This is a genomic window from Paenibacillus sp. Marseille-Q4541 (assembly GCF_018310695.1).
Taxonomy (GTDB): domain Bacteria; phylum Bacillota; class Bacilli; order Paenibacillales; family Paenibacillaceae; genus Paenibacillus.
Map to the genome: position 1 here is coordinate 1 of NZ_JAGXCY010000043.1, position 24510 is coordinate 24510.

General features: G+C 43.0%; 21 protein-coding genes and 2 riboswitches. Of the genes, 17 read left to right on the forward strand and 4 right to left on the reverse strand.

The window, feature by feature from the left end; translation table 11 throughout:
• Positions 1–113: 113 nt before the first annotated feature.
• Positions 114–596 carry a glutathione peroxidase gene (locus tag KFT32_RS24210; protein ID WP_211749979.1) on the reverse strand — a complete coding sequence of 161 codons (483 nt, stop codon included), beginning with the start codon at positions 594–596 and terminating at the stop codon, positions 114–116.
• Positions 597–961: 365 nt separating this feature from the next.
• Positions 962–1182: riboswitch (cyclic di-AMP (ydaO/yuaA leader) on the forward strand.
• 94 nt (positions 1183–1276) lie between these two features.
• A riboswitch (cyclic di-AMP (ydaO/yuaA leader) is annotated at positions 1277–1443 on the forward strand.
• 155 nt (positions 1444–1598) lie between these two features.
• Here KFT32_RS24210 and KFT32_RS24215 point away from each other — a divergent pair.
• Together KFT32_RS24215 and KFT32_RS24220 are read left to right on the forward strand one after the other, a co-directional pair.
• Positions 1599–2012 (forward strand): hypothetical protein, encoded by a 414-nt coding sequence (locus tag KFT32_RS24215; RefSeq protein ID WP_211749980.1) that lies wholly within the window; start codon positions 1599–1601, stop codon positions 2010–2012.
• A 201-nt stretch (positions 2013–2213) separates the two neighbouring features.
• On the forward strand, positions 2214–2885 hold the full coding sequence (locus tag KFT32_RS24220) for an HAD family hydrolase (RefSeq protein ID WP_211749981.1): 672 nt from the start codon (positions 2214–2216) through the stop codon (positions 2883–2885).
• Positions 2886–2968: 83 nt separating this feature from the next.
• Here the strand turns inward: KFT32_RS24220 and KFT32_RS24225 are convergent, their stop codons facing one another.
• Both KFT32_RS24225 and KFT32_RS24230 read right to left on the reverse strand, forming a co-directional pair.
• Positions 2969–4312 (reverse strand): Nramp family divalent metal transporter, encoded by a 1344-nt coding sequence (locus KFT32_RS24225; RefSeq protein ID WP_211749982.1) that lies wholly within the window; start codon positions 4310–4312, stop codon positions 2969–2971.
• Positions 4313–4680: 368 nt separating this feature from the next.
• Positions 4681–5592 (reverse strand): serine hydrolase domain-containing protein, encoded by a 912-nt coding sequence (locus KFT32_RS24230; protein ID WP_211749983.1) that lies wholly within the window; start codon positions 5590–5592, stop codon positions 4681–4683.
• Positions 5593–6047: 455 nt separating this feature from the next.
• On the opposite strand from KFT32_RS24230, the gene KFT32_RS24235 reads away from it, so the two are divergent.
• The 10 genes from KFT32_RS24235 (at position 6048) to KFT32_RS24280 (ending at position 18956) form a co-directional block, all read left to right on the forward strand.
• Positions 6048–6809 carry an alpha/beta hydrolase gene (locus tag KFT32_RS24235; protein ID WP_211749984.1) on the forward strand — a complete coding sequence of 254 codons (762 nt, stop codon included), beginning with the start codon at positions 6048–6050 and terminating at the stop codon, positions 6807–6809.
• Positions 6810–6825: 16 nt separating this feature from the next.
• Complete coding sequence (locus tag KFT32_RS24240; protein ID WP_211749985.1) at positions 6826–7794, forward strand: ABC transporter permease subunit; 969 nt, start codon at positions 6826–6828, stop codon at positions 7792–7794.
• Between the two features lie 15 nt (positions 7795–7809).
• Positions 7810–8712, forward strand: a complete 903-nt coding sequence (locus KFT32_RS24245) for a carbohydrate ABC transporter permease (protein WP_211749986.1) — start codon at positions 7810–7812, stop codon at positions 8710–8712.
• A 54-nt stretch (positions 8713–8766) separates the two neighbouring features.
• Positions 8767–10365 (forward strand): type 2 periplasmic-binding domain-containing protein, encoded by a 1599-nt coding sequence (locus KFT32_RS24250; RefSeq protein ID WP_211749987.1) that lies wholly within the window; start codon positions 8767–8769, stop codon positions 10363–10365.
• A 227-nt stretch (positions 10366–10592) separates the two neighbouring features.
• Positions 10593–12767: a beta-glucosidase BglX gene (bglX, locus tag KFT32_RS24255; protein WP_211749988.1), complete on the forward strand. Its 2175-nt coding sequence runs from the start codon at positions 10593–10595 to the stop codon at positions 12765–12767.
• Between the two features lie 94 nt (positions 12768–12861).
• On the forward strand, positions 12862–16233 hold the full coding sequence (locus KFT32_RS24260) for a GH36-type glycosyl hydrolase domain-containing protein (protein WP_211749989.1): 3372 nt from the start codon (positions 12862–12864) through the stop codon (positions 16231–16233).
• 96 nt (positions 16234–16329) lie between these two features.
• Entirely contained in the window at positions 16330–17316 is a 987-nt protein-coding gene (locus KFT32_RS24265; RefSeq protein WP_211749990.1) for a LacI family DNA-binding transcriptional regulator, read from the forward strand.
• Between the two features lie 156 nt (positions 17317–17472).
• Positions 17473–17892 carry an organic hydroperoxide resistance protein gene (locus tag KFT32_RS24270; protein WP_211749991.1) on the forward strand — a complete coding sequence of 140 codons (420 nt, stop codon included), beginning with the start codon at positions 17473–17475 and terminating at the stop codon, positions 17890–17892.
• Between the two features lie 249 nt (positions 17893–18141).
• Positions 18142–18417: a hypothetical protein gene (locus KFT32_RS24275; RefSeq protein ID WP_211749992.1), complete on the forward strand. Its 276-nt coding sequence runs from the start codon at positions 18142–18144 to the stop codon at positions 18415–18417.
• Positions 18418–18518: 101 nt separating this feature from the next.
• Entirely contained in the window at positions 18519–18956 is a 438-nt protein-coding gene (locus tag KFT32_RS24280) for a thiol-disulfide oxidoreductase DCC family protein (protein ID WP_249436109.1), read from the forward strand.
• A gap of 67 nt (positions 18957–19023) precedes the next feature.
• Here the strand turns inward: KFT32_RS24280 and KFT32_RS24285 are convergent, their stop codons facing one another.
• The gene (locus tag KFT32_RS24285; RefSeq protein WP_211749993.1) at positions 19024–19902 is read right to left on the reverse strand and encodes a thermonuclease family protein; all 879 of its coding nucleotides are present in this window, start codon (positions 19900–19902) and stop codon (positions 19024–19026) included.
• Positions 19903–20193: 291 nt separating this feature from the next.
• Here KFT32_RS24285 and KFT32_RS24290 point away from each other — a divergent pair, with 291 nt between their 5' ends.
• From KFT32_RS24290 to KFT32_RS24310, 5 genes are read left to right on the forward strand one after another with little or no spacing between them, the layout of a single operon-like run.
• Entirely contained in the window at positions 20194–21363 is a 1170-nt protein-coding gene (locus KFT32_RS24290) for a nucleotide-binding protein (RefSeq protein WP_211749994.1), read from the forward strand.
• Positions 21360–22592 (forward strand): TadA family conjugal transfer-associated ATPase, encoded by a 1233-nt coding sequence (locus KFT32_RS24295; RefSeq protein ID WP_211749995.1) that lies wholly within the window; start codon positions 21360–21362, stop codon positions 22590–22592. Before KFT32_RS24290 ends, KFT32_RS24295 begins: the two co-directional genes overlap by 4 nt.
• Positions 22593–22622: 30 nt before the next feature.
• A complete protein-coding gene (locus KFT32_RS24300) occupies positions 22623–23417 on the forward strand; it encodes a type II secretion system F family protein (RefSeq protein ID WP_211750005.1) in 795 nt (264 codons plus the stop codon).
• Between the two features lie 13 nt (positions 23418–23430).
• Positions 23431–24303 (forward strand): type II secretion system F family protein, encoded by an 873-nt coding sequence (locus KFT32_RS27640; RefSeq protein WP_349304947.1) that lies wholly within the window; start codon positions 23431–23433, stop codon positions 24301–24303.
• Between the two features lie 11 nt (positions 24304–24314).
• Positions 24315–24503 (forward strand): Flp1 family type IVb pilin, encoded by a 189-nt coding sequence (locus KFT32_RS24310; RefSeq protein WP_211749996.1) that lies wholly within the window; start codon positions 24315–24317, stop codon positions 24501–24503.
• Positions 24504–24510: the final 7 nt, after the last annotated feature.

A 24510-nucleotide genomic window follows, 5' to 3' on the forward strand; every position in this document is an offset into this window, starting at 1 on the left:
CTTGAGGGGGTAGTGGGTGTATACCCGTGGAGGTTCGAGTCCTCTCGACCGCATCAGAATGAAGAGACCTTGAAGTAATTACTTCAAGGTCTCTTTTTTATTTATCTGGCCCCTCACTGGTCTAACAGCTTTGCAATATCGGCTTCAATCTTGTCTGGTGTCGTCTTTGGGCTGTACCTCTTCACAACGCGACCTTCCTGGTCCACTAGAAATTTAGTGAAGTTCCATTTGATTGCTTTGGAACCGAGAATGCCAGGAGCTTTGTTGGTCAAATATTTGAAAAGAGGATGAGCTTCTTCTCCGTTCACATTCAGTTTTTCAAACATTGGGAAACTGACCCCATAATTCATCTGGCAAAATTCAGCAATGTCGTCACTTGTTCCGGGTTCTTGATGAGCAAACTGATTGCTTGGAAAACCCAATACCTCAAAAGACTGCTGATTAAATTTGTCGTAAAGCTCTTGTAGTCCTTTGTATTGAGGAGTTAATCCACATTTACTTGCGGTATTAACGATGAGCATAACTTTTCCTTTATAAGCTGACATGTTTAATTCTTGTCCTTTAAGTGTATTGACATTAAAGTCGTAAATGGACATTTTAACTTCACCGCCTAGATCTGTTTTTTTCTTATTAAAAGAGAGTATTAAGGGCCTTTATATTCTTTGCTACAATTAAATTTTAAACAATTAATATGGAAAGTCAAACAAAGTGATGTCATTTCACTTCATATATAGGAAAGGGAAAATGTAAGTATGTGAAATATAGAGCCAGAGTGAGATTAGAGGACCTGGGAGCTTTATTGTTTATTGTTTTGATTGAATTAGGGTAATTATGGCTCTATATTGCCTGAAGTAAGATTCAGACTACCTTTACACCGTGCAGCTCCGGGTGTATGATTCATAACGTAAATCTTGAGTGCAAAGAAAGACGAGTTACATTATTAAAACAATAGAAGTTCTCATTACTATGATTGCTGAATTTTCGTCTTGATACGTTCAAGCGAAAAACGGGGGAACCAATTAAAAAGCAGGGTGATTGAATCGGTGTGAGAGCCGAATCATGAGCTTTGCTGGGGTGAATCCTTTGAAGTTGAATGGCGGGTCCATTCGATGAACAAGGTAGGGCGACTCTCACCGTCCGAATCCGACAGCTAACCTCGTAAGCTAATTTTTGAGAGAGGAATGATGAATCTTGTGATCGATTTTTCGTCGACCGCAGGGGCGCTGACCTCTGTGGTTTTTTATTGTTTTCTACGCTGAATTTTTGAATGCCGTTTATTGTTTTTAAGCGGATTTTTCTAAAAACGGGGGAACCAAACCGGAATGATCTTTTATAAAAGACCACTCCGAGGGGTGAATTTTTCGGCTCTATGGCCGGGAATAGGGCAACTCTCTCTTGTCCGAATCCGACAGCTAACCTCGTAAGCGTAAATAGGGAGAGGCAGCAGAACCGTGAGCACCCGAAGCGGGAATGTAGGATTTGAATGATTCCTTTTCGTTCCCTGCATTTCCAATCGGATGGAAGAGCGCCGGCATGCCTTTTTGATGTAATGGTGTTCTTTTTTTGTTGTCTTTTTCAATCATAGGGAGGCTTACACAATGAATAATGAAATCATTCTGGTTACTGCACCTAACGAAGCAGCTCGAAATTTTATTCGGTTATTGATTTACAAAAAGCTATCTTTTGCTGTTCTTACGAATAGCGCTCAGGAAGAAAAAAAGGTCAGACGGCTAGGGGTGGAGCATATTATCCGAATGGATACTGCTTTCGCTCATAAATGGGCATTACCTAATGCAACTGTGGGACGCATATTTTTGTTCGAAAACAGTTTGAATTTGACCTGTCGCTTTTTGCAAATTTGTAGACCTTGGACACGTAAGCCGATTACGATAATTACCCAGCTGAATCATCCACGGGGTGTTTATCGAGGTATGGGTGCCAACCATATCATCTTCACGATCAAGGGAGAGGTTGGGTTCTTGTTAAACGAAGATCGAGCTGCTGTTAATTAGAATGGTTCCACTGCAATTTATAGATGAAATATTTTATGAATCCGTGGATAAGGTGAGCAGAATGAGAAGGCTTCCTTTATTGCGGAACAAATCTTGCATTGGTATAATGAACGAATAGAATACACGTAATGTGAGACTCATGATAAGCATGGGTCTTTTTTTATATCTAGATCATTGTAACTTGAAAGGTTGAGACAATACATGAGAAAGTGGTCTAATGTGAAGTGGCTTTTTTTTGATGTAGGGGACACGCTAGTCGATGAATGGGTACCTGTGGACCATATTATGAATCAGTTTGTCCAGCACGCAGTAGATAGAGGGTATTCGATTACGATCGAGGATGTTCGGGAGAAATTTATTGAGAGCTATTCTGAGTTCATTGATTCTCCTATGCAGTATGCCATCTCTCAGTTAATTGCGGAAGAGGAGGATCGGGCTTACATTCGCCCTAGGTTAAAATTTTGCAAAGAACTGGAAGAACCTTATCCAGAAGCGAAAGAAATTCTCGCGCAGTTGGGGAAGTGTTACCGAATTGGGATTATTGCCAATCAGAGCCCAGGAACGGCAGAGCGGCTTGAGAAATATGGATTTAGTCCATATGTTGATGTCATTGCCTGCTCCGCAGAGCAAGGGCTATCCAAGCCTGATGTGAGACTGTATGAATATGCCCTGCAAAAAGCAGGATGTGCGCCATCTGAGGCGATCATGATCGGTGATCGTATAGATAATGATATCGTACCCGCTAAATTGCTTGGAATGAATACGATTCGCATCTTGCAAGGATACGGAAGATACCAACCTTCTACGGATGCAAAGGACACGCCGGATTACACCATCGCAAGTCTACATGAATTAACAGGGTTACTGTTATAATACTTAGATGAAAGTTAGTTTAAATAGAAATGAGCCTGCGCAGATGATTTTCTGTACAGGCTCATTTTTTATTTATTGGAATATTAGAAGATGGTTATTACGAGTAGATACACATTCAGAACGACAATAATTCCAGCGATAGTCCAAGAAATGATATTCAGCCATCTTTTATTGGCGAACTCACCCATCAGTTTTTTATTACCTGTAAACATCACAAGCGGGATAACCGCAAAAGGAAGCTGAAGTGATAAGATGACCTGGCTAAGAATAAGTAAATCCATCGTTCCTTTTTCACCTGCAATCACCGTGACAATGACGGCAGGGATGATAGCAATCAGCCGGGTTACAAGACGTCTTAGCCATGCGGGTAATTTGATACTCAGGAAACCCTCCATAACGATTTGACCTGACAAGGTGCCGGTAAGGGTTGAATTTTGACCTGAAGCGAGCAAGGCAATGCCGAATAGAATACTCGCAACAGTTGTTCCTAGAAGTGGCGTTAGCAGATGATAAGCATCTGTGATGTCTGCTACATCAAACATGCCTGCTTGGTGGAACACAGCTGCAGATACCACGAGAATTGCACCGTTGATGAACATAGCAATCGTAAGTGCGATCGTTGAATCGATCGTCGTAAAATGGATGGCTTCTTTCTTGGCTTTGACCGTGTTTTCAATTTTACGTGATTTCACCAATGAAGAGTGCAAATATAAATTATGCGGCATAACGGTTGCGCCGAGAATACCGATGGCAATATAGAGCATTTCAGGATTGTGTAAAATTTCTGCATCAGGGACGATACCCTTGATAATGCCGGAAGCGCTAGGCTCCGCCATAAATAAATCAATTGAAAAACAAACAGCAATGGTGCCCATAAGCACGATGACGATACTTTCGAGAGTCCGAACACCTCTATTCTGAAGGAGTAGAATCAGAAGGACATCCACCGCCGTAATGATGACCCCGTACAGAATTGGGATGCCGAACAGTAGCTGTAATGCAATTGCTGAGCCAATTACTTCCGCCAGATCCGTCGCTGCAATGGCAAGTTCCGCGAGTATCCACAACACAACAACCACAGAAGGTTTGAAGTGCTGCCGACAAGCCTGTGCAAGGTCTTTGCCGGTAACGAGTCCAAGTTTACCTGACAGTGCTTGAAGAACAACAGCCATCAAATTGGAGAGTAAAATGACAAACAGAAGTCGATAGCCAAACTGGGATCCTCCGGCGATATCTGTCGCCCAGTTACCCGGGTCCATGTAACCGACAGCTACCAAAAAGCCAGGACCTGTAAAAGCTAGCAGCTTACGAAACCACGACGCACCAGTTGGAACGGTAAGGGAACCGGTATAGCTTTCTCCAGCTGGTTGCTCTGCTCCTGATAAAGAGTAAATTGATTTTGGTTTAGGTTCTTTAGAAGTGTTCATAAGGTCTCACCACCGTTTTCTAATAAAAATGGAATTATTAAATGAAAGGAAATTGATTGTTTACAGAAAAAATGCGTATTTACAATTACATTGTACTCCTTCAAATTTATTTGTCTAGTGCAACTTTTGTGCGTGAGGGAAATTAAAACAAAGATAAATCCTGCTTGCATGATATGTATGCAGTACCATAAATGAATCATGTCTACTTTTACATATAAACTTAAATTAATATTTTGACATCTTTTTTTCGTATTCAGGTGCAAAGTAAGCGATGTAAACGCAAAAAAACAAGCAAAGTGAACGAATCCTACTCTTTGCTTGTTCAGAATATTTCTTCTTGAAGGTTTCTTACTGGAACAATCTATTCTTCAAAGCTGTGGGTAGATATCGGACCAGACGGCATCTAGTATCCCTTGGATGTTATCTTCTTGACTGTTTATTGCTAGGACAGCTTCTTTGTCAGGTAAGATAACAAGAAGCTGTCCGTGAGCACCATCTGCGCGATAAGCTCCGTGAGTACACATCCAGAATTGACAGCCATATCCAACTCCCCAGTCACCCTCTGCTGGTGTATCAATATGTTTACTCGTAGCATAGGTAATCCATGATTCGGGGACAAGCTGCTCTCCATTCCATTTTCCTTTACTTAGCAGCAATTGACCAAACCGAGACAATTCTTCATTGCTAATTTTAAGCCCAGCGCAACCTAACGTAACACCAAGAGGTGAGCTTTCCCATTCTACATTTTCAATGCCAAGCGGAGTAAATAGACGCGGGATTAGATAATCTTTTACAGTTTCACCCACTGCCGCTTGCACGAGTGCGGAGATCATAAAGGTGTCTCCACTGCTATATGTAAATTGTTCTCCAGGTGCTCTGTCAAGCGGTAAAGACAAGTAGTATTTAGCCCAGTCTTTCTCTGTAAGTGTGTTACGTTCATGTACCCATAGCGGGGGATTATCATGACCTGAAGCCATTCGAAGCAGTTCATATAATGTTAGTTCGCCAGGATCAGGAATGTCAGGCTGAGAAGAATGATGAGAGGTAGGGTAGGTAAAAAAATCATTCAATTTCGTTTCTAATGTAAGCTTTCCTTCCTCAATAGCGAGTCCCACAGCCATACTGGTAAATGACTTGCTGACAGAATGCTGCAAACGGCGTTCATCTCTCGTTAAATCCCATTCGCCAGTTAGTTCCCCTCCTTGAAGAATTCGAGCAGAGTAGACGTTAAGTTGGGTTTCCTTTATACGATGAACAAACCCTGTTACATCAATAGACATGGAAATCTTCCTTTCTCATCTCTGAATTTAAGGGATAATTTGTAAGAACTAAGAAATTTTATCGAAACGTTTAAATATAGAGAGTTTAGTTGCGCCATTATGGTATTACAGGAAAGCGAAGAAGTCAACGATAGCATAGAAAAGCGAATTAAACCGAATGTAAACGGGTTAAAAAAGAAGATAATCCATTATTTTATAGGATAAATGAAGAAATTCATTTGATTTTATTCTTTTATACAAGAAAAAGGTTGTTTGACAGGAACAAGAGATTCGCATTATGATAACTATCGAAACGATTCGAAGAAATCGCTTCCAAGTGAGTGTTTACTCAAATATATGGCAAAATACCTGTTATACAGCTATCGAAACGATTCGATTAGAGGTGGAAAAACCAACTTAAAGAGCGCTTTGGATTCTCGAGAAGAATATTCTCTTTAATATGAAAGGGGTTACATATGGCATATATATCGATTGAGACGGGCTCTCCTACATTGCGGATGACGACAAGCATCCATGTTATTTCACCTTCCGAGTACGGTACGCCGGCAGGCAGTACACTATATCTTCTTCATGGAGCAGGGGATAATGCCAGTACTTGGCATCGTCTCACAACGGTGGAACAGTACGCTCAGAAGTATGGCTGCACTGTAATCATGCCGGGAGTGAATCGAAGTTACTACACGGATATGGCTTACGGTCTGGACTACTTTCATTACATTACAGAAGAGCTACCTACGGTCGTGAATAACTTGCTTCATATGAATACAGACCCAGCTCATACGTATGTTGCCGGATTGTCGATGGGGGGATATGGTGCTTTGAAATGTGCGCTTACTTATCCTGATCGATATCGAAAAGCGGTATCTTTATCCGGTGTAACGGATATAGCCCAGCGACTTCAGGATCCGAAAATGTCTGCAGATGTAGCTCGTGAAATGCAAGGTGTGTTTGGAGAGAAGCTTGAAGTGAGCTCTGAACAAGATATATATGCACTTGCTGAGAAACTAATTCGTGAGCAGGCAAAACTTCCTTCAATCCTATGTTGCTGCGGAGAAAGTGATCCATTTATGAAAATGAACCGAGAGTTTGCCGCTTACATGGGCGGTACACCATATGAGTTCGAATATGTAGAAGGACCTGGAACGCATGACTGGATGTTCTGGGAAGAACATTTAAAAACGACTTTTGAATTCCTTTTTGAGGAAAAAACCAAGTAGAGTGAGGAGATGCCTTGTGAAAGCCGCTGCCTTAGGGCCTGATAAAGAACCCGATAAAAATGCAAAACCTAGCCGAGGAAAAATCTTGCTCGGTGAGATTTGGAAGCATCGCATGACCTACACACTGCTAATCCCTGGACTCATCTGGCTTATTATTTTTGCCTACTTGCCAATGGGCGGGCTTTCACTAGCCTTCAAGGATTACAAAGCAAACTTAGGGATATGGGGAAGCCCATGGATCGGATTTGAAAATTTCAAATACGTATTCCGTGATCCAGCCTTTATCGATGCGGTATGGCGAACGCTGTACATTAACATTTTGAAGCTGATTGTGCAGTTCCCGTTCCCGATTCTGCTCGCTCTGATGTTGAATGAGCTGCGGATGGGACGAACGAAAAAGATTTTTCAAACGGTATTTACTTTCCCTCACTTCCTCTCCTGGATTATCGTATCCGGGGTAGTCATTAACGTTCTTGCCTATGACGGGCTCGTTAACAGTACGCTTGCACTACTTGGTTTACCAACGATCAATTTTCTAGGATCTGAGAGTACTTTCGTTCCGATGCTCCTATTCACTGATATTTGGAAATCAACCGGATGGGGAGCGATTATCTATCTAGCTGCTATCTCCGGTATAGATCAGGACCAATATGAGTCCGCTCAGATTGATGGTGCTTCAAGGTTGCAGCAGATGTTCCGAATCACATTACCTAATATTTTGCCAACGATTGTGATCATGTTCATCTTGTCTGTCGGCGGGCTGATGTCTTCCGGTTTTGATCAGATCTTCAACTTGGCAAATGCAGCAACCAAAAATGTATCCGAAGTACTTGATGTGTACATTTATCGGATTACGTTCCAGTCGTCTACTGATTTCTCATTCTCGACCGCAGTCAGCTTGTTCCGCTCGCTGGTTAACATGATTCTCTTGCTGGCGGCTGATAGAGTGGCGAAGAAGCTAGGCGGAGACGGTCTGTTCCGATAGGAGAGGAGAACTACGATGAGTACAATCGCTAGAAAAAAATCAAAACTCAAAAAGAACAAAATGACGTTTATCGATTATTTTATATTTGCTGTTTTAGCTGCAATGGCCTTATTGATCCTCGTTCCCTTCTGGAACGTCATTATGATTTCGTTTGCAACGCCAAAAGAGTACGCAGAGAATCCGCTGCTCATGTTTCCGAAAGATCCAACGCTTGATTCGTACAAGGCACTTTTTGCGGACGGGAGCATATTGACAGGGTACTGGAATACGACCAAATTGCTCGCAGCGGGTCTACCACTCAGCTTGTTCCTGACGACGAGTATGGCGTATGGACTAAGTAGAAACAAGTTTCCCGGCAAAAAACTGATCTTCTTTCTCGTATTGTTCACGATGATTTTTAATGGAGGGATTGTGCCACTATACCTGGTCATGAAATCCATTCATCTGACAGGTACACTGTGGTCCGTTATTCTAGCTGGAAGTTTCAGTGCATTTAACATGATTCTTATGATGAACTATTTTCAAACGTTACCGGAATCGCTTATGGAATCTGCGAGACTGGACGGAGCAGGAGAATGGAGAATTTTGTTCTCTGTTGTGCTTCCGCTTGCGGCACCGATAATGGCTACAATCACGTTGTTCTACGGCGTAGCGTATTGGAACAGTTGGTATGATGCAATGATCTTCCTGAGGAAAGCCGACCAGCTTCCTTTACAGAACGTGCTCAGGACCATCATTGTCGAGTCTTCGACGAATGCATCCAACGCGTCGAGCGTAGATGCGGTAGGCAAGTCCTCCTTCTCTACAGGGATGAAGATGGCAGCGGTATTTGTGACGATGGCTCCAATTATGTGTTTCTTCCCGTTGCTTCAAAAGCATTTTGCCAAAGGTGTATTAACAGGGGCTATCAAGACCTGATCAATACTATACAATTTTTTATCAAAATTCTTCATAAAAACATGGGGGTAAAACATGAAAACGAACAGAAAGCTTTCCGTAAAATCAGTTCTCATTATTACAATGTGTCTGGTCATGCTGATGGTAAGTGCTTGTTCCAACAGTAGCTCGGAAGGAGGAAACGAAAAGGACGAAAACGGGAATTACGTAGATAAATTGACCGTTTCGGTTGCGAGTACCGTTCAAGTGAAAGACGGCCAAATGGATAACGAGTTCCATAAGTACTGGATGGATAAATATAATCTCGAATGGGATTACAACTTTATCGAATGGGATTCCTGGGGAGAAAAACTTCGCCTTTGGATCAACTCCGGTGATTTGCCTGATGTAGCGACCTGGAACTATGTTCATGGCGATGCAATGAATTATATTGATCAAGGGCTTTTGTATAAATTCCCAGATGACTGGAAAGAGCGCTGGCCGAACGTAGCAGCAGCTTACGAATTGACAGGACTTGGCGAGAAGTTGGAAGAACTAACGGGCGGAACATATCTGCTTCCTAGACCGGTGTATTACGAGAACAAGCCAGCTGATCCGCTTCTGAATCAAATTGGTGTTATTGCTCTACGTAAGGACTGGGCTGAAGCTGTAGGTTTTGAATTGAAAGATGCATACACGACTTCAGAACTTATGGAATTCGCACAGCTTGTAAAAGACAAAGACCCAGGTAAGGTGGGTTCAGGACTTGTACCTATTTCCTACAATGCTCCTGATGCTCTGACGAACATCATTATGCCTAACAGTGAGCATTCCAGAGTCGAGTCTGCTTTTTATAAAGGGGATGACGGTCAGTACCACTGGGGTCCTGCCGATGAAGAAACACTTACGGGTCTGAAACTGATGCAAAAAGCATACCAAGATGGACTGCTTAACCCTGAGTTTTATACTTGGAAAAACAGCGAAGGCAGTGACAAGTTCCGTGTGAATGGTTCTGCTGCGATTACAAGTCTTGGTGGTCTTGCTTCTTATAGACAAGACGTTGATAAAGCGATGAAAAAGAATCTGGGTGTAGAAAGCGATGAAGTAGTACACACCGCGATCGTACTTGGAGACGACAATAAATATCGCAACCTAGAGCAAGCAAACTTCTGGTCAGCACTCATTTTCTCACCGGATATCAGCGACGAGAAATTTGAGCGGATCATGGATATGGTGGACTTCTCTACCAGCCAAGAAGGTCAACTTCTTCTGAATATGGGATTTGAAGGTACGGACTGGAAGTACGGTGAAAATAAAGAACTGGTTAGCCTTCTTCCTGAAGGAACGAGTCTGGAAGACAAATATCCGAGCCGTTTTGAAGGATTGTACCTGCTGGGAGATGACTTCAGCATGATTAACCCGGCAATCAAAAAGGAATATCGCGACCGTGCAGTTACTCACTATGAGGACAAAGCAAAACTTAGTGAGGAAGGCGGAGCTATGGCCGAGTATGACTGGACCGTTCAATTGTATGATTCTAAAGCCAAAAATCAAGCTTCCTTTGATTATGCTACCGAATACACCAACCTGATTCTGAAGGATGGAGATCTTGAAGCCAACTGGAAAGAATGGGTGAAAAGTAAGCAGTCCCTCGTACAGCCGGTACTGGATGAGTTGAATGGACTTGCAAAATAAAGACTTAAGAAAGATCTAAGGACTTAAAAAGGACAAAGGGAGGTAAGAATCTGGCGCATGTGAAGTAAAGTTTTCGCTTGTGCCGGGTTCATGCCATCCTGATCTTCAAACATGAGGAGTTTGCATAAACCTATGATAGAAGTAAGTAAACAAGGATAAGGTTTGTGCATGCTCCTGAAATAGAAGAAAAAGTCCCACATATCATCAGATAGAGGATGTGATTGGTTATGAATCATGAGTCATTATTGGAACTTGTAAATGAAATGACACTGGAAGAAAAAGTAGCCCAGTTGCAACAGCTCACTGCTGCATTTTACAGAGGGGCACAGACAGATAGTGCAATCACAGGACCGCTTGAGGAGCTTGGCATAGATCAGAATACAGTAGATGCGAGCGGGTCCATTCTTGGACTATCCGGCGCTGAAGCAGTTATTGCGATACAAAAAACATACCTTGAGAATAGCAGACTCGGTATTCCTCTATTATTTATGGCAGATATCGTACATGGTCTGAAAACGATTTTCCCGATTCCTCTCGCGATTGGCGCTTCGTGGGATATGGAACTTGCTGAGAAGAGTGCGGAGATCGCTGCAAAAGAATCTGCCGTGTCAGGCATACATGTTACCTTTGCTCCTATGGTTGACCTTGTGCGTGATCCGAGATGGGGAAGAGTGATGGAGTCGACGGGAGAAGATCCTCACCTGAATAGTCTGTTTGCTAAAGCTTTTGTTCGCGGTTTTCAAGGGGATGATTTGAAAGATCCTGAGCGAATCGCCGCATGTGTGAAGCATTTTGCAGCTTACGGTGCTGCAGAAGGCGGGCGCGAATATAACACGGTGGATATGTCAGAGAGACAAATGCGTGAATATTATCTGCCTGCCTATAAAGCAGCATTGGATGAAGGCTGTGCCATGGTAATGACTTCGTTCAATACAGTTGATGGGATACCAGCAAGTGGAAATGAAAAGCTTATGCGTGGTATTTTGCGGGACGAATGGGGATTTGATGGAGTACTCATTTCCGATTGGGCTGCGATCCGTGAACTGATTGCTCACGGAACAGCAGAAGACGACAAGGAAGCAGCCTACCGTGCAATGCGTGCTGGAGTGGATATTGAGATGATGACTCCATGTTATGTGCATCATTTGCCAGAGCTCGTTCAAATCGGTGCCATTGACGAAAAAATGATTGATGAAGCCGTCTATCGTGTGCTGCATCTCAAAGAGCAGCTTGGCTTATTCGAGAATCCGCTGCGCGGCGCTGATCCGGTACGTGAAAAGGAAATTGTGTTCTGTGAAGAACATCGAAATGTATCTTATGAGCTCGCAGCCAAATCTTGTGTTCTGCTGAAGAACGAAGATCAAGTGCTTCCTCTGAAGAATGAGCAGAAGGTAGCACTAATTGGTCCATATGCAGATAGTCATGACATCTTAGGCTGGTGGTCAGCAGAAGGCGTCAAGGAAGATGCAGCCACACTCGGAAGTGCACTTGGGGCGAAAATGGAGCAAGGCAAGCTGATGACTTCAGCAGGTTTTAGTACGAAGCATATATCAGCTGAGCAATTAGCTCATGCTCGGGAGCTGGCGAATCAGGCAGATGTAATTGTACTCGCATTAGGTGAGGATTCTGCGATGAGTGGTGAAGGAGCATCAAGAACCAATATTCAGTTACCAGAAGCACAGATTCAGCTTGTTCAGGAAATGAAGAAGACAGGCAAGAAAATCGCCGTTGTTCTCTTTAATGGAAGACCTCTGGATCTGCATGGTGTATATGATGAAGCAGATGCCATTCTTGAAGCTTGGTTCCCAGGTAGTGAAGGTGGAAGGGCTGTCGCAGATATTCTGCTTGGGCAGGTGAATCCTTCCGGGAAGCTCACCATGTCTTTCCCAAGATCTGTTGGACAAGTACCTGTGTACTATAACCGATTTAATACAGGTCGCCCAATGGACCCTGCCAAAACAGGTGAACGGTATGTATCGCATTATATTGACAGTCCTAATGAACCTCTTCTTCCGTTTGGATTTGGACTTTCATACAGTGCGTTCTCATATGAAGAACCTATCTTTTCGAGCCTTGAAATGACCGCTGAGGAACCTCTGCGTGTTCAAGTCAAGGTAACGAATACGGGAGAACATGCCGGGACTGAAACGGTGCAACTCTATATCCGTGATATATCCGGTGAAGTTGTACGTCCGCTTATGGAATTAAAAGATTACGCAAGACTCCATTTACAGCCAGGAGAAAGCGGTATTGCCGATTTCACAGTCGATGAGGCCCAGCTTCGATACCATCATTCAGATCTTACTTATACAAGCGATCCTGGTCGTTTCCAACTCTTCGTGGGTCCGAACAGCCGAGATACACTTTCTAGTGAGTTTACGTTCGTTACATCCTTTTCATAAGAAATTTAAATAAAGCAGCGAAAAGCGGCTAGAGAAACGGTCCATATATAGAAAAAGAGAGCCGTTTCTCTGGATAGGAGGAACTGACATACCTATGACAACCATGACAAAATCCAAAATACACATGCAGGCAGGAGAGCTTTGTTTTACATTCTGGGAAAGCGGCGATCTGTATCAGATTCTGAACGGACGCACGATGATTAACCAGCAAATGCTGAGTCCACTAGATGGTTCTATCAACAACCTATACTTACGCGTTCATGGTGAGAACGGCATTACTTTTTATCCGATGCTGGGTACTCAATCAGACAGTACATTTTACGCCGGAGACTCATTCTTGGAATGGAAAGGGATAGCGGCAGGTGTAGCTTACCATGTCACTTTTGCCCCTACCTCCAAAGGAGTCTGGTTCTGGGATGTAAAACTGAGTGGAAAAGATACAAAGGTTGACGTGATTTACGGGCAGGATATCGGAATTGCTGATGTGGGTGCGGTAAGAAGTAATGAAGCCTATTTGTCCCAATACATTGATCATACTGCTTTCCATGATGAGAAGTCTGGATACGTGGTGTGTTCTAGACAGAACCAACCGCAGGGAGGGGAATTCCCGTATCTTCAGCAGGGTTCCTTGACTGAATCTGTAAGCTACTCAACAGACGGGTTTCAATTCTTCGGTCTTTCTTACAAAGAGACCAATCAACCTGAAATTCTAATAAAATCACAGCTCGCTGGTGAAGTGTATCAGTACGAATTTGCTTATACAGCACTTCAATCTGTTCCACAACAACTTGCGGGTGAAGCACATTTTATTTTTTACGGATTGTTTAAACCGAATCATGCTGAAGCTGTAACAGAACTTGAATATCAGCAAGATCTTGATGCTGCTTGGACGGAGTACACTGCTCTTCTCGCTAAGCAATCTTCTGGACAGTTAAAAACATCGGCAGTGAAAAAGGTTCATATGAAGTCTATTATTGGTGATCCGGTTCAAACCGAATCAATGACGGATGCAGAAATCGAAATCCTTTTCCCTACAGTGAAGCGACATCAAGAGGAACGTGACCAAGGTGAGCTTCTAGCATTTTTTACAGATACGTATGAGCATATTGTGCTCAAAGCAAAGGAAATGCGTATTGAACGGCCACATGGACATATTTTGATGAGCGGTGGAAATGTAAAACTGGGTGAGAAAGTCATCACAACGACTTCTTATATGTATGGAATATTTAACTCCCATCTGGTGATCGGAAACACCAATTTTAACAAGTTGATGAGCAATGCAAGAAATGCACTTAACCTTTCTAAGACAGCCGGACAACGTATCTACGTAGAGATTGACGGAGTATACCGTTTGCTGACGATGCCTTCCCTTTTTGAGATCGGATTTAACTATGTGCGCTGGTATTATAAAATGAAGGAAGAAACGCTGATCATTACGAATTTCACTACAGTAGATTCTTCTGAGGTAAAACTCCACGTTCGTTCCGAAAGCGGAACATCTTATCGTTATTTAGTAACGAACCAGATTACAATGAATGTTAATGAGTATGAACTACCCATAGATGTACGTGAAGAAAATGGTGTCTTCATTATTAAAGCCGATAAAGCAGCACTTAGCCAAGAAGTTCATCCAAATCTGGAGTACCGGATGTGGGTTGACGGAGCTGACTATTCTGCTTGCGACGAGACATTTTTAATGGAAGGAATTCATTCACTCGATGCATCACTGCTGGCTCTCAACCTGGAAGCAAGTCAAGAATGGACCCTTACGTTCCAAGGATCACTTGATGGAGAAGAAGTACGTTCTGCCTCCCGTTCAGCTGTAGAGGAAACGGAGCTGTATCGCTCCTTTTTCCGTGAAGTGATGAATGATTTCCATTTAGACCATCCAGATCAGCAAAAATCAGAGCAATTGTTTAAAGTAAATGCACTTGCATGGTGGTACACGCATAACATGCTTGTTCACTACTCTGTACCTCATGGACTTGAGCAATACGGCGGTGCAGCATGGGGAACGCGTGATGTATGTCAGGGTCCTGTAGAATACTTTATGGCGACTCAGAAATATGAGCAAATTAGCGATATCATCAAAATGGTGTATTCACATCAATTCCAAGATGACGGTAATTGGCCGCAGTGGTTTATGTTTGATCAGTATTTTAAAATTCAGCAAGAAGAAAGTCATGGGGACATCATTGTCTGGCCATTAAAAGTTCTAAGTGACTATTTGAACACCACGGGTGATTATCGTATTTTACAAGAACAAGTTCCTTATACTGTAAAAGAGGGTTTTGGATTTAGCCAAGAGACATTCAGTATTCTTGATCATGCCAAAAAAGAAATAGAATATATTCGGACTCATTTTTTACATGATACTTTCCTTTCCTCATATGGAGACGGAGATTGGGATGACACTCTGCAACCAGCAAACGCGCAGCTCAAACAATACATGGTTAGCAGCTGGACCGTTGCACTGACGTATCAGACCGTAACTCAGCTATCCAGAGCACTTGCTGCACACGATGAGTCCATGTCTGCGGAACTTGCTGAGATGGCTTCCGGAATTAAGCGTGATTATGAGAAATATATGCTAGCAACGGGTGTCATTCCGGGATTTGTATATATGGAAGATCCGAATCAGGCAAAACTGATGCTGCATCCAGAAGACCGTGAAACGGGAATTCAGTATCGCTTGCTTCCAATGACACGAAGCATCATTGCGGAACTACTGAACTCAGAACAAGCGAAGTCTCATTATGATCTCATCAAGGAACGTCTATACTGCCCGGATGGTGTACGTTTAATGAATCGCCCAGCAGTCTATGCGGGAGGCGTAAGCACTCATTTCAAAAGAGCTGAGCAGGCTGCCAATTTCGGACGTGAGGTAGGATTGCAATATGTTCATGCGCATATCCGCTATGTGGAAGCAATGGCGAAGCTCGGTCTACCGGAAGAGGTATGGAATGGTCTTGCTATTATTAACCCTGTAGGTATTACGGATGTGGTCCCTAATGCGGAACTGCGTCAGAGCAATGCTTACTTCAGTAGCTCAGATGGTAAGTTCAATAATCGTTATGAAGCTCAGGATCATTTTGATCAATTGCGCAGTGGTGAGGTTCAGGTGAAAGGGGGCTGGAGAATCTACTCTAGTGGCCCGGGGATTTATATGAATCAACTAATTTCAGCTGCACTTGGTATTCGTCAAGAGCAAGGGGATCTTGTACTTGATCCAGTACTTCCAGCGGAACTTGATGGTCTTCGTTTTGGTTTTGAATTTGCAGGAAGAAAGATAACGTTTATCTATCATATTAGTGGAAACGCAGCAGAAAAAGTAATGATGAATGGCAAGGAAATACCGGCAACCCTAATCGATAATCCTTATCGTGATGGGGGCTTGCAGATTTCCCGTGATACTTTTGAGAGTTTATGTAACGAAGACGATAACGAAATTGAGATTTTTGTGTAACGTAATAAAAAAAGCGTGGGTGGGTGTCTCTAATCATACCACCCACCTTTCCGTATAAACGTTAGGCTTGGTTATTTAATGAAGGAGCGAGGACTATTGGTCAGTATTAAGGACATTGCAAAAAAAGCCGGAGTTTCCATCTCTACGGTATCTTATGCCCTTAATGGGAGCAATAAGGTAACGGATGAAACGAGCTCTAAAATTCTGGCCATTGCCAAAGAGTTAAATTATGTGCCGAATGCAGCAGCAAGAACTTTAAAAAAACAAAAAACGAAAATCCTAGGTGTATTCCTTACCGATTTCCGAGGCGACGTGTATGGAGATCTTCTTCACGGGATGAAGGAAGTGAGTAATGCTCAAGGGTATGATCTTATCGTTTGTAGTGGTAAACAGTCTCACCGGATGCTTCCAGAGCGCATGATTGATGGGGCCGTTATTCTTGATCAGATGTTTGAGAGCGAAGAACTGCTGAAATATGCAGATTTGGGACACAAAATCGTTGTGCTTGATCGGGAACTATCCCACCCTAACATTAATCATGTACTGCTTGATAACAAGGCAGGGGCTACACTTGCCATGGAGCATCTGATTGAAAAAGGACACAAGAAAATATATGTACTTACCGGGCCAGAAGGATCGTATGATTCAGCTCAGCGTATGAAGGCAGTGCGTCTTGTAGCAGAGCGTACACAGGATGTCGAGTGGATTGCGATTCCGGGCAATTTCGAAAAAAGCGGGGGAGAAAAAGCAGCGGAGCAAATTATGCAGGAGTATAAAGAGCCTGTCGCGGTATTCTCGCTGAATGATGAGATGGCTATCGGTTTCATTAATCGCATTGCTGAAACAGAACTCCGTATTGGTGAACACATCCATCTTATCGGTTTTGATAACATTGAATTGGCACGATATATGCAGCCTCGCCTGGCTAGTATTGATTATTCTAAGCAAAAATGGGGAGCTCTTGCCTCCGAACAGCTTATTAAATTGATTGCTGGTGAATCAGTGGAAGATGAGCAAATTTATGTGACCCTAGCAGATGGGGGATCAGTCGGTCCAGCGATAAAAAAAGCGGAATCTGTATAACAAATTTGTGATAAGGCGATAACTTTTCCTATGAAGCCTGTTTTATTTTTTGTGAGAAGTTTAAAAATAGAATAGGCAAGAACATCACTTCCTTACGAAATAGTAAGGATACAAGATGTTTATATATTATCTTTTATAGGTGAAGGAGCGATTATCATGGAAGCATTGTATACAGCAAGCGCAACAGTACGTGGAGGAAGAGACGGTTCATTCGAAACATCTGACGGAGTACTTCGTCACGACTTATCCACTCCAAAAGAATTAGGCGGAGCAGGCGGGAATGCTACGAATCCGGAGCAACTGTTTGCAGCAGGGTATGGCGCATGTTACGAGAGTGCACTTGCCAATATCGCTCGCAAAGAAGGCGTGAAACTTAGTGATGTTGAGGTAACTAGTAATGTAATGATCGGCAAGGATCCTAAAGATGATGGATTCCAACTTGCCGTTCGCCTCGATGTGAAGATTCCAGGTGTAGATCGTGCACAAGCAGAAGATCTGGCTAAAAAAGCGCATGACTTCTGCCCTTATTCCAAAGCAACTCGTGGTAATATTCCAGTTGAACTTAACGTAGTTTAATACGTATAAAGGAATGAAAAAGAAGTATCTTGCGGAGGGCAGCTTCTAATATAGACTATCTTTCGCACTGATCAAGAAGACCTTGGTGGGAACGCCAAGGTCCTCTCTTTTATAAGGGACTTTATTATAGGTTCAAAGAATGTTGTAGTGGATGGGTATATTGATTTGACATCGGGGTTAAAATTCTTTAATATGACTAAGTACTAATATGTACGTGGCATGAATAAATTTGAAATCACAGGTGATTACATGTCTTATAGACCCCAGATTGTTGACTTAACAACTGCCAGTCGTAATGAAGAATCCGGACTTTACGAGTTCACAATGAAGCTTCAGGATGGAACGCGTTGCCGTGTATTCTATTCCAGTAAACCGGAATGGCACATGACTAGCATCAGCCGTCTTCAGAAGACTCCTTGCCCGGTATGCCGTAAGGATTTCATTTGCAAATGTATGGAGAAATTCGCAAATGATATTCATGAGCAAATTATGGATAACCAATTGATCGAACAAGCTATCAAGTAGTGATAGTTTGTAGTGATGAGCGTCCGTGAGATCACGGCGCTTTTTTTCTATATTCTTATAGAGCTTAGAAAGAAAGCTACGCTGCATAAGGGGGCGTGTGGATGGTCAGAGAATCTCATTCCGACATGGATCAGTATATGAATATTGATATTGTGCTTATAGATGGAGTCTGTCATTTGTGTCAGGGACTTACCAAGTTGATTATTCAGCGGGACAAACAGGGGCGTTTTCACTTTGCTTCGCTTCAGTCGGAGATCGGTCAGAATTTACTCGCACATGGCGGATTGTCTCTTAATGCAATGGATACTTTTGTACTTATAGAAAAAGGAACGTATTACACTCGTTCATCTGCTGCACTTCGTATTTCTAAAAAGCTGGGTTATCCTTATAAGCTGGGTTCTGTATTTTTCATCATACCTCCGTTTATCCGGGACAGGATATATAATGTGGTGGCTCGTAATCGTTACCGCTGGTTCGGCAGGGACGAAGATGATGCCTGTATGTTGCCTACTCCCGATATTCGGAAGCGGTTTTTATAGATAACATTAAAAGGGAAAAGGGCAGCTAATCTGTGTGTGTAGAGATTGGCTGCCCCTTTTGTTGTGTTTAGTTTTTTGGAGCTCTATAGCCTGCTGCTACAGCTTCCTCTTCTGTACAAAACCAAGTCTCCGGATTGGTTGATTTGTAATTACGAGATGCAGTGGTGTGATAAATCTTCTCGCCTTTGGAATTGATATTCCCCTTGATGGTGCAAGTGTTGTTCGGCGGAGTAGATGAACCGCTAGTACCATGAGAAGATCCAGTTCCGCTAGTAGAACTGTTTCCATTTGTACTGTTTTGGTTGGAAGAGTTACTATCTTTACCTCCAGATGTGCCTGCGGAAGTGGTACTACTTTTCTTCTCAAATTCACTAGGGTGGAATCCGTCCTTCTGTACATAGTTTTCAAATTCCCAGATGCCTAGCGCTTGCTGTTTACTTTTGTTCTGAATAGCTTCAAACGTGTCCACATAGCGAACATTCGGAGGATAGATATATGCGACTCGCGCATAACCTTTCTTAAGTAGTGATTCCTGGAGCATCACTCCATCCACATAGACGTAAGCGAGCAGCCGGGAGTACTTATCACGATTCGGCCCGATATCAAATTCGAGTTCGATTTGTTTCGCTTGCTCCAGCAGTTGCTTGGTATATTCCTTTGCTTCCTTGCCCAGCGGTTGTACACCGAGTTTAGGGTGTGAAGTTTCAGGAGTGTCAACCAGCAGCAAACGGAGAGATTCGCTTTTGCCTTCATACATTACCTTCAGTGTATCTCCGTCAACAGCCCGGTCGAGGGTAACGGGAATTCTAGGGTATTCGTGGTCCGTATTTGAAGTATTTGTTGTCGTATCGGTATTGGAATCTGGAAGCTGAATCTCACCACATCCAGCAATAAAGACGGTAACACAGAGAACAAGGGGAATTACCCAGCGCCTCAATAAAGACATGAAATCACTCCATTCTAAGATGTATAATATGTATGCATGGATCTTCTAAGTGTACTATATTTAAGAGAAAAAGGGAACGAATGTTTGCTAACCTTACTCGGTATTCGTTTCTATTTTATATGTCATACATAAGAAAGAAGTAAATTTGTTCTTGATGAATGTGGTAAATTATGCTAATCTAGCGATAACTTAATCAGTACGTGACGGAAGCACCGTCCATTCACCGCAAGAAATTGCGGCAATGGGCGGTGCTTTTTTTTGTGCTGCGGAAGGGGAGAGGTTTGCATATCTATGAAAAAAGTGTTGCTCGCAAGTGCCAGTCTGGAATATGTGGAGGCGTTACTTGATTATGTACAAGGGAGTGAGTATTCAGCCAAATTTCAGGTTACAGCTTTCTCACAGCCAGAAGCGATGTCTAGATACATGGAGGTACTCATTCCAACATCTCTCCCAGATCTGGTAGTGGGTGAAGAGCTTTTTGTGGAAAAGTGGCTTACGGGTCCATACGCAGAAAAGGTACCGGCTCTTATTTTTACGGAGCAGTCTTTTGTTGAGGAGAGTCCAAGTAAGATCATGAAATATCAGCCCTTACCTGTGATTTTAGCCAAATGGGAAGAACGGCTGATAAGTAGTAGAAGAAGAGAAAGGGGCGGATTCTCCGGAGAACAGACATGGGTAATCGGGGTCACTTCGGCTTCTGGAGGCTGCGGTAAAACAACTGTTGCACTGAATCTAGCTAAGCAATTAGGACGGTCCGGTTATTCCGTGTTTTATCTAAACCTAGAGACAATCGACAGTACAGGGCCATTTTTGCATACAGCATCTTCAGTAATGAAATCAGAATCAGCTGATTCCTTCAGCCAACTATTATACCAGCTGAGAGCAAAGAAAGCTTCAGGAAGTGTTTTTCATGGAGAGAAGGATGAGGCATTAGATATTAGACCGTATACGATGCGTAATGAACGGATTCTAGCGGATTGTTTTGTCCCTGCAAGAAATCGGAAAGAGCTACTACAGATGAGTAAATCAGATACAAGCGAACTGATAAAGCAAATTGCGGGCTTAGGTCAATACCATTTTATCATTGCAGATCATGATTCCGTGTGGGATCCACGTTCGGAAGCAGTCATGGAGGAGTCAGGCTTGCTTGTATGGCTTCTATCAGATGATCTTCACACGATGAACAAGTGTAAGGAATGGATGAAGTTTCATGAGCAAACTGACCCTGAGAAATACGCAAATATCGTAGGAAAGACGTTATACCTCATTAATCGCTACACGGGAAGCTTAGTTAATGAACTGCCTGGAGGAGGGGTTATAGCTGAACATTATCTTCCTTATATCCCCTCATGGAAACAGATGCGGGAACCTGATTTACTGCTGAGTTCGCCTATTTATCAGAAGGAAATGGGTAAGCTTTGTGAAGCTCTTGGTGTTTTGAACAGGGAGAATATAGGATGAATGAAGTTTGGTTCAAGGAACTTCGCAAGGCAGTCCGTTCAGGTCTGGATGTAACTTCAACTGCAGGGGATAACGAACTCATGGAGCATATCGAGCGTAGGGTACTCTTTCATCAAGACCTTGCTCATCTGACTTCAGGAGAAAAGCAAGCGGTAATTAAACGGCTGTACGATTCCTTCCGAGGGCTTGATATTCTACAACCGCTTGTAGATAACCCGAATATTACGGAAATTATGATCAACAGCCACCATGAAATTTTTATCGAAGAACGCGGTGAAGTCAGGCAGCTGCCTGTCGCATTTGAATCTGCAGACCGGCTCGAAGATATTATTCAGTCGATAGTGTCAGGGGTAAACCGGATCGTTAACGAATCATCTCCTATTGTGGATGCAAGACTGAAAGACGGATCACGGGTGAATATCGTACTGCCACCTATTGCATTGAAGGGACCAACCATGACCATCCGTAAGTTTCCCGAAAAACCGATGCGGATGGAGGATCTTGTTCGGATTGGTGCGCTATCAGAAGAGGCCGCAGAACTGCTGCAAAAGCTAGTAAAGAGTAAATACAACATCTTTATTAGCGGAGGAACCGGATCAGGGAAGACCACATTCCTCAATGCCTTATCTCAATATATCCCTAGTAGTGAGCGGATCATTACGATAGAGGATTCAGCCGAGCTACAGATTGTTACGGTTCCGAATCTTGTCTCACTGGAGACACGAAATGCCAACACGGAAGGCAGAGGGGAAATATCGATACGAGAGTTGATTCGTTCTTCATTACGTATGAGACCCAATCGAATTATTGTTGGAGAGGTACGGGGAGGTGAAGCTTTGGACATGCTGCAGGCGATGAATACTGGGCATGATGGTTCGTTATCAACGGGCCATGCGAACAGTATTGTAGATATGGTCAGTCGCTTAGAGACCATGGTACTTAGCGGGGCAGATCTTCCTATTGTTGTAGTCAGGCAGCAGATAAGTTCAGCTATTGATGTCTTTGTCCATTTGTCCAGACTTCGAGATCGTTCAAGGCGAGTTACCGAGATCAGTGAAGTCATCGGAATGGATGATGGGGAGGTGAGGTTGAATAGTCTGTATCGTTTTCAGGAACGTGATGAATTAGAAGGACGCATCGTAGGTGAACTCGTCCGCACATCCTCTTCGCTCATACACGTGGACAAGCTGCTGGCAGCCGGTATTAGGTATCCATTTGAAGAGGAGTAGTTTAGAGAGGTGATATACGTGAATGTAAGCATGGGAGCCGTACGAAAGAATAAAAAACAATCATCGGTACAGCCTGACAGCAAACTGTCAGATTATTCGGTACATACGTTAAGCAGTCGGCAAAGGGCATTATGTATCACGGTTAGTGTGATCCTTTTTTGCAGTATAGGCTACCTGTTCTATCATCACTGGGTGATGAGCTTAGTGTTAGCCTCAGCATCGCTGCTAACTCCAAAATACTATAACCGCTATCTGCTAGAAAAGCGACGTTCTGCATTAAGTCTTCATTTTAAGCAGGCACTCTATTCTTTATCCTCCTCTCTTGCAGCAGGGAAATCAGTAGAAAATGCGTTCAGAGAGGCTGTGCTGGACCTTCGAATGCTGGATCCGCAAGCGGACCACGACCTGATTCGCGAGTTCACCATTATTTGCACACGAATGGAGTATGGTCAGCCCATCGAGGAAGCCTTGCTTGATTTTGCCAACCGAGCCCAAATGGAGGATATTACGAATTTCGCGGATGTGTTTGTAACTTGTAAGCGCACTGGGGGCGATCTCGTTGAAGTGGTGAGAAGAACTTCTTCGGTCATTGGAGAAAAGCTGGATATACAGCAAGAAATTGCGGTAACCGTTTCCCAGAAAAAGTTTGAGTCTAAAGCGATGTTTGCAGCACCTTTTGTATTTTTGTTTGTTCTTAGTGTTGCTTCACCGGAGTTTCTCGCTCCTTTGTATAGTCCCGCCGGATATGTGATCTCAAGTGTATCTATCGTAATTTTATTTGCTTGTTTTTTATGGGTGAACCGAATTATGAATATCCGGGTGTAAGGGAGATGACCTTGTGATTATCATTTGTGGTTCGATAGCTGCGCTACTAGGAATATGGTGGATCCTTGCAAATAGAACAGCAAAAGTGAGATTTCAGAGACTTAATCAGGTAGATATGCCGGGTCTGCGTTTTCGTAAACTGCATGCACCATTTATAAGTTTAATAGAACGTCTGGAGCTGACAAGAAGATTACCTGTATTTATTTACCGTGTGCAACACTCGATCCAGAGAGCGTATGGACCCAAACATGGTCATGAAAAAATGATGCTATTTCTTGCCGAGATCCTCGTATACAGCTGGCTTGCTCTAATTGGAGGAGCGGCACTCACGGTAGGTTTAGAAGGGCAACTGATGGGGATTGCTTTCGGTCTTATTCTTGCTATAGTTATTCCATTTGCTCAGCTGAAGGATCTGCATGAGAAGGTGAAGCTTCGAGAACAAGATATTTTAATGGAATTACCGGAGTTTCTTAACAAAGTAGTACTACTAGTTGGTGCTGGGGAAACCGTGCAGAAGGCGATCATCCACTGTACGGAGCGGAAACAAGGATCAGAGCATCCATTGTACTTAGAACTTGGGCAAATGATAGCTGAATGGAATAGTGGGTATTCGTTTCAGCAAGCTTTTGAGCAGTTTAGCAAACGATGCGGTATTCAGGAAGTGTCTATTTTTACAACTACAGTACTGCTTAACTTTCGGAGGGGTGGCAATGATTTTGTACTTTACCTTCGTGATTTGTCGCGAGTACTGTGGGAAAAACGAAAATCCCTTAGCCGTACGAAGGGGGAACAAGCTTCCTCAAAGCTTGTATTCCCAATGGTTCTTATTTTTTTGGTAATTGTAATTATGGTTGGTGCACCCTCGTTTATGATGATGAATTTATAGGAGGAAATGGAATGTTAACAATGGTTAAAAACAAGATGATCAGTTTCTGGGAGGAAGAGGATGGCCTGGGTACGCTGGAGATGATCTTAATTATCGGAGTAATTATTGTGATTGGTCTAATATTTAAGAATGAAATTACTTCGATCGTCAACAAACTACTGAATCAAGTTGGTACAAAAAGTGATGAATTCTTCAAATAAGGTTCTT

Coding starts and splice junctions, on each gene's coding strand:
- KFT32_RS24210 (WP_211749979.1), bottom strand. CDS start 596: ATGTCCATTTACGACTTTAATGTCAATACACTTAAAGGACAAGAATTA.
- KFT32_RS24215 (WP_211749980.1), top strand. CDS start 1,599: ATGAATAATGAAATCATTCTGGTTACTGCACCTAACGAAGCAGCTCGA.
- KFT32_RS24220 (WP_211749981.1), top strand. CDS start 2,214: ATGAGAAAGTGGTCTAATGTGAAGTGGCTTTTTTTTGATGTAGGGGAC.
- KFT32_RS24225 (WP_211749982.1), bottom strand. CDS start 4,312: ATGAACACTTCTAAAGAACCTAAACCAAAATCAATTTACTCTTTATCA.
- KFT32_RS24230 (WP_211749983.1), bottom strand. CDS start 5,592: ATGTCTATTGATGTAACAGGGTTTGTTCATCGTATAAAGGAAACCCAA.
- KFT32_RS24235 (WP_211749984.1), top strand. CDS start 6,048: ATGGCATATATATCGATTGAGACGGGCTCTCCTACATTGCGGATGACG.
- KFT32_RS24245 (WP_211749986.1), top strand. CDS start 7,810: ATGAGTACAATCGCTAGAAAAAAATCAAAACTCAAAAAGAACAAAATG.
- KFT32_RS24250 (WP_211749987.1), top strand. CDS start 8,767: ATGAAAACGAACAGAAAGCTTTCCGTAAAATCAGTTCTCATTATTACA.
- bglX (WP_211749988.1), top strand. CDS start 10,593: ATGAATCATGAGTCATTATTGGAACTTGTAAATGAAATGACACTGGAA.
- KFT32_RS24260 (WP_211749989.1), top strand. CDS start 12,862: ATGACAACCATGACAAAATCCAAAATACACATGCAGGCAGGAGAGCTT.
- KFT32_RS24270 (WP_211749991.1), top strand. CDS start 17,473: ATGGAAGCATTGTATACAGCAAGCGCAACAGTACGTGGAGGAAGAGAC.
- KFT32_RS24275 (WP_211749992.1), top strand. CDS start 18,142: ATGTCTTATAGACCCCAGATTGTTGACTTAACAACTGCCAGTCGTAAT.
- KFT32_RS24280 (WP_249436109.1), top strand. CDS start 18,519: ATGGTCAGAGAATCTCATTCCGACATGGATCAGTATATGAATATTGAT.
- KFT32_RS24285 (WP_211749993.1), bottom strand. CDS start 19,902: ATGTCTTTATTGAGGCGCTGGGTAATTCCCCTTGTTCTCTGTGTTACC.
- KFT32_RS24290 (WP_211749994.1), top strand. CDS start 20,194: ATGAAAAAAGTGTTGCTCGCAAGTGCCAGTCTGGAATATGTGGAGGCG.
- KFT32_RS24295 (WP_211749995.1), top strand. CDS start 21,360: ATGAATGAAGTTTGGTTCAAGGAACTTCGCAAGGCAGTCCGTTCAGGT.
- KFT32_RS24300 (WP_211750005.1), top strand. CDS start 22,623: ATGGGAGCCGTACGAAAGAATAAAAAACAATCATCGGTACAGCCTGAC.
- KFT32_RS24310 (WP_211749996.1), top strand. CDS start 24,315: ATGTTAACAATGGTTAAAAACAAGATGATCAGTTTCTGGGAGGAAGAG.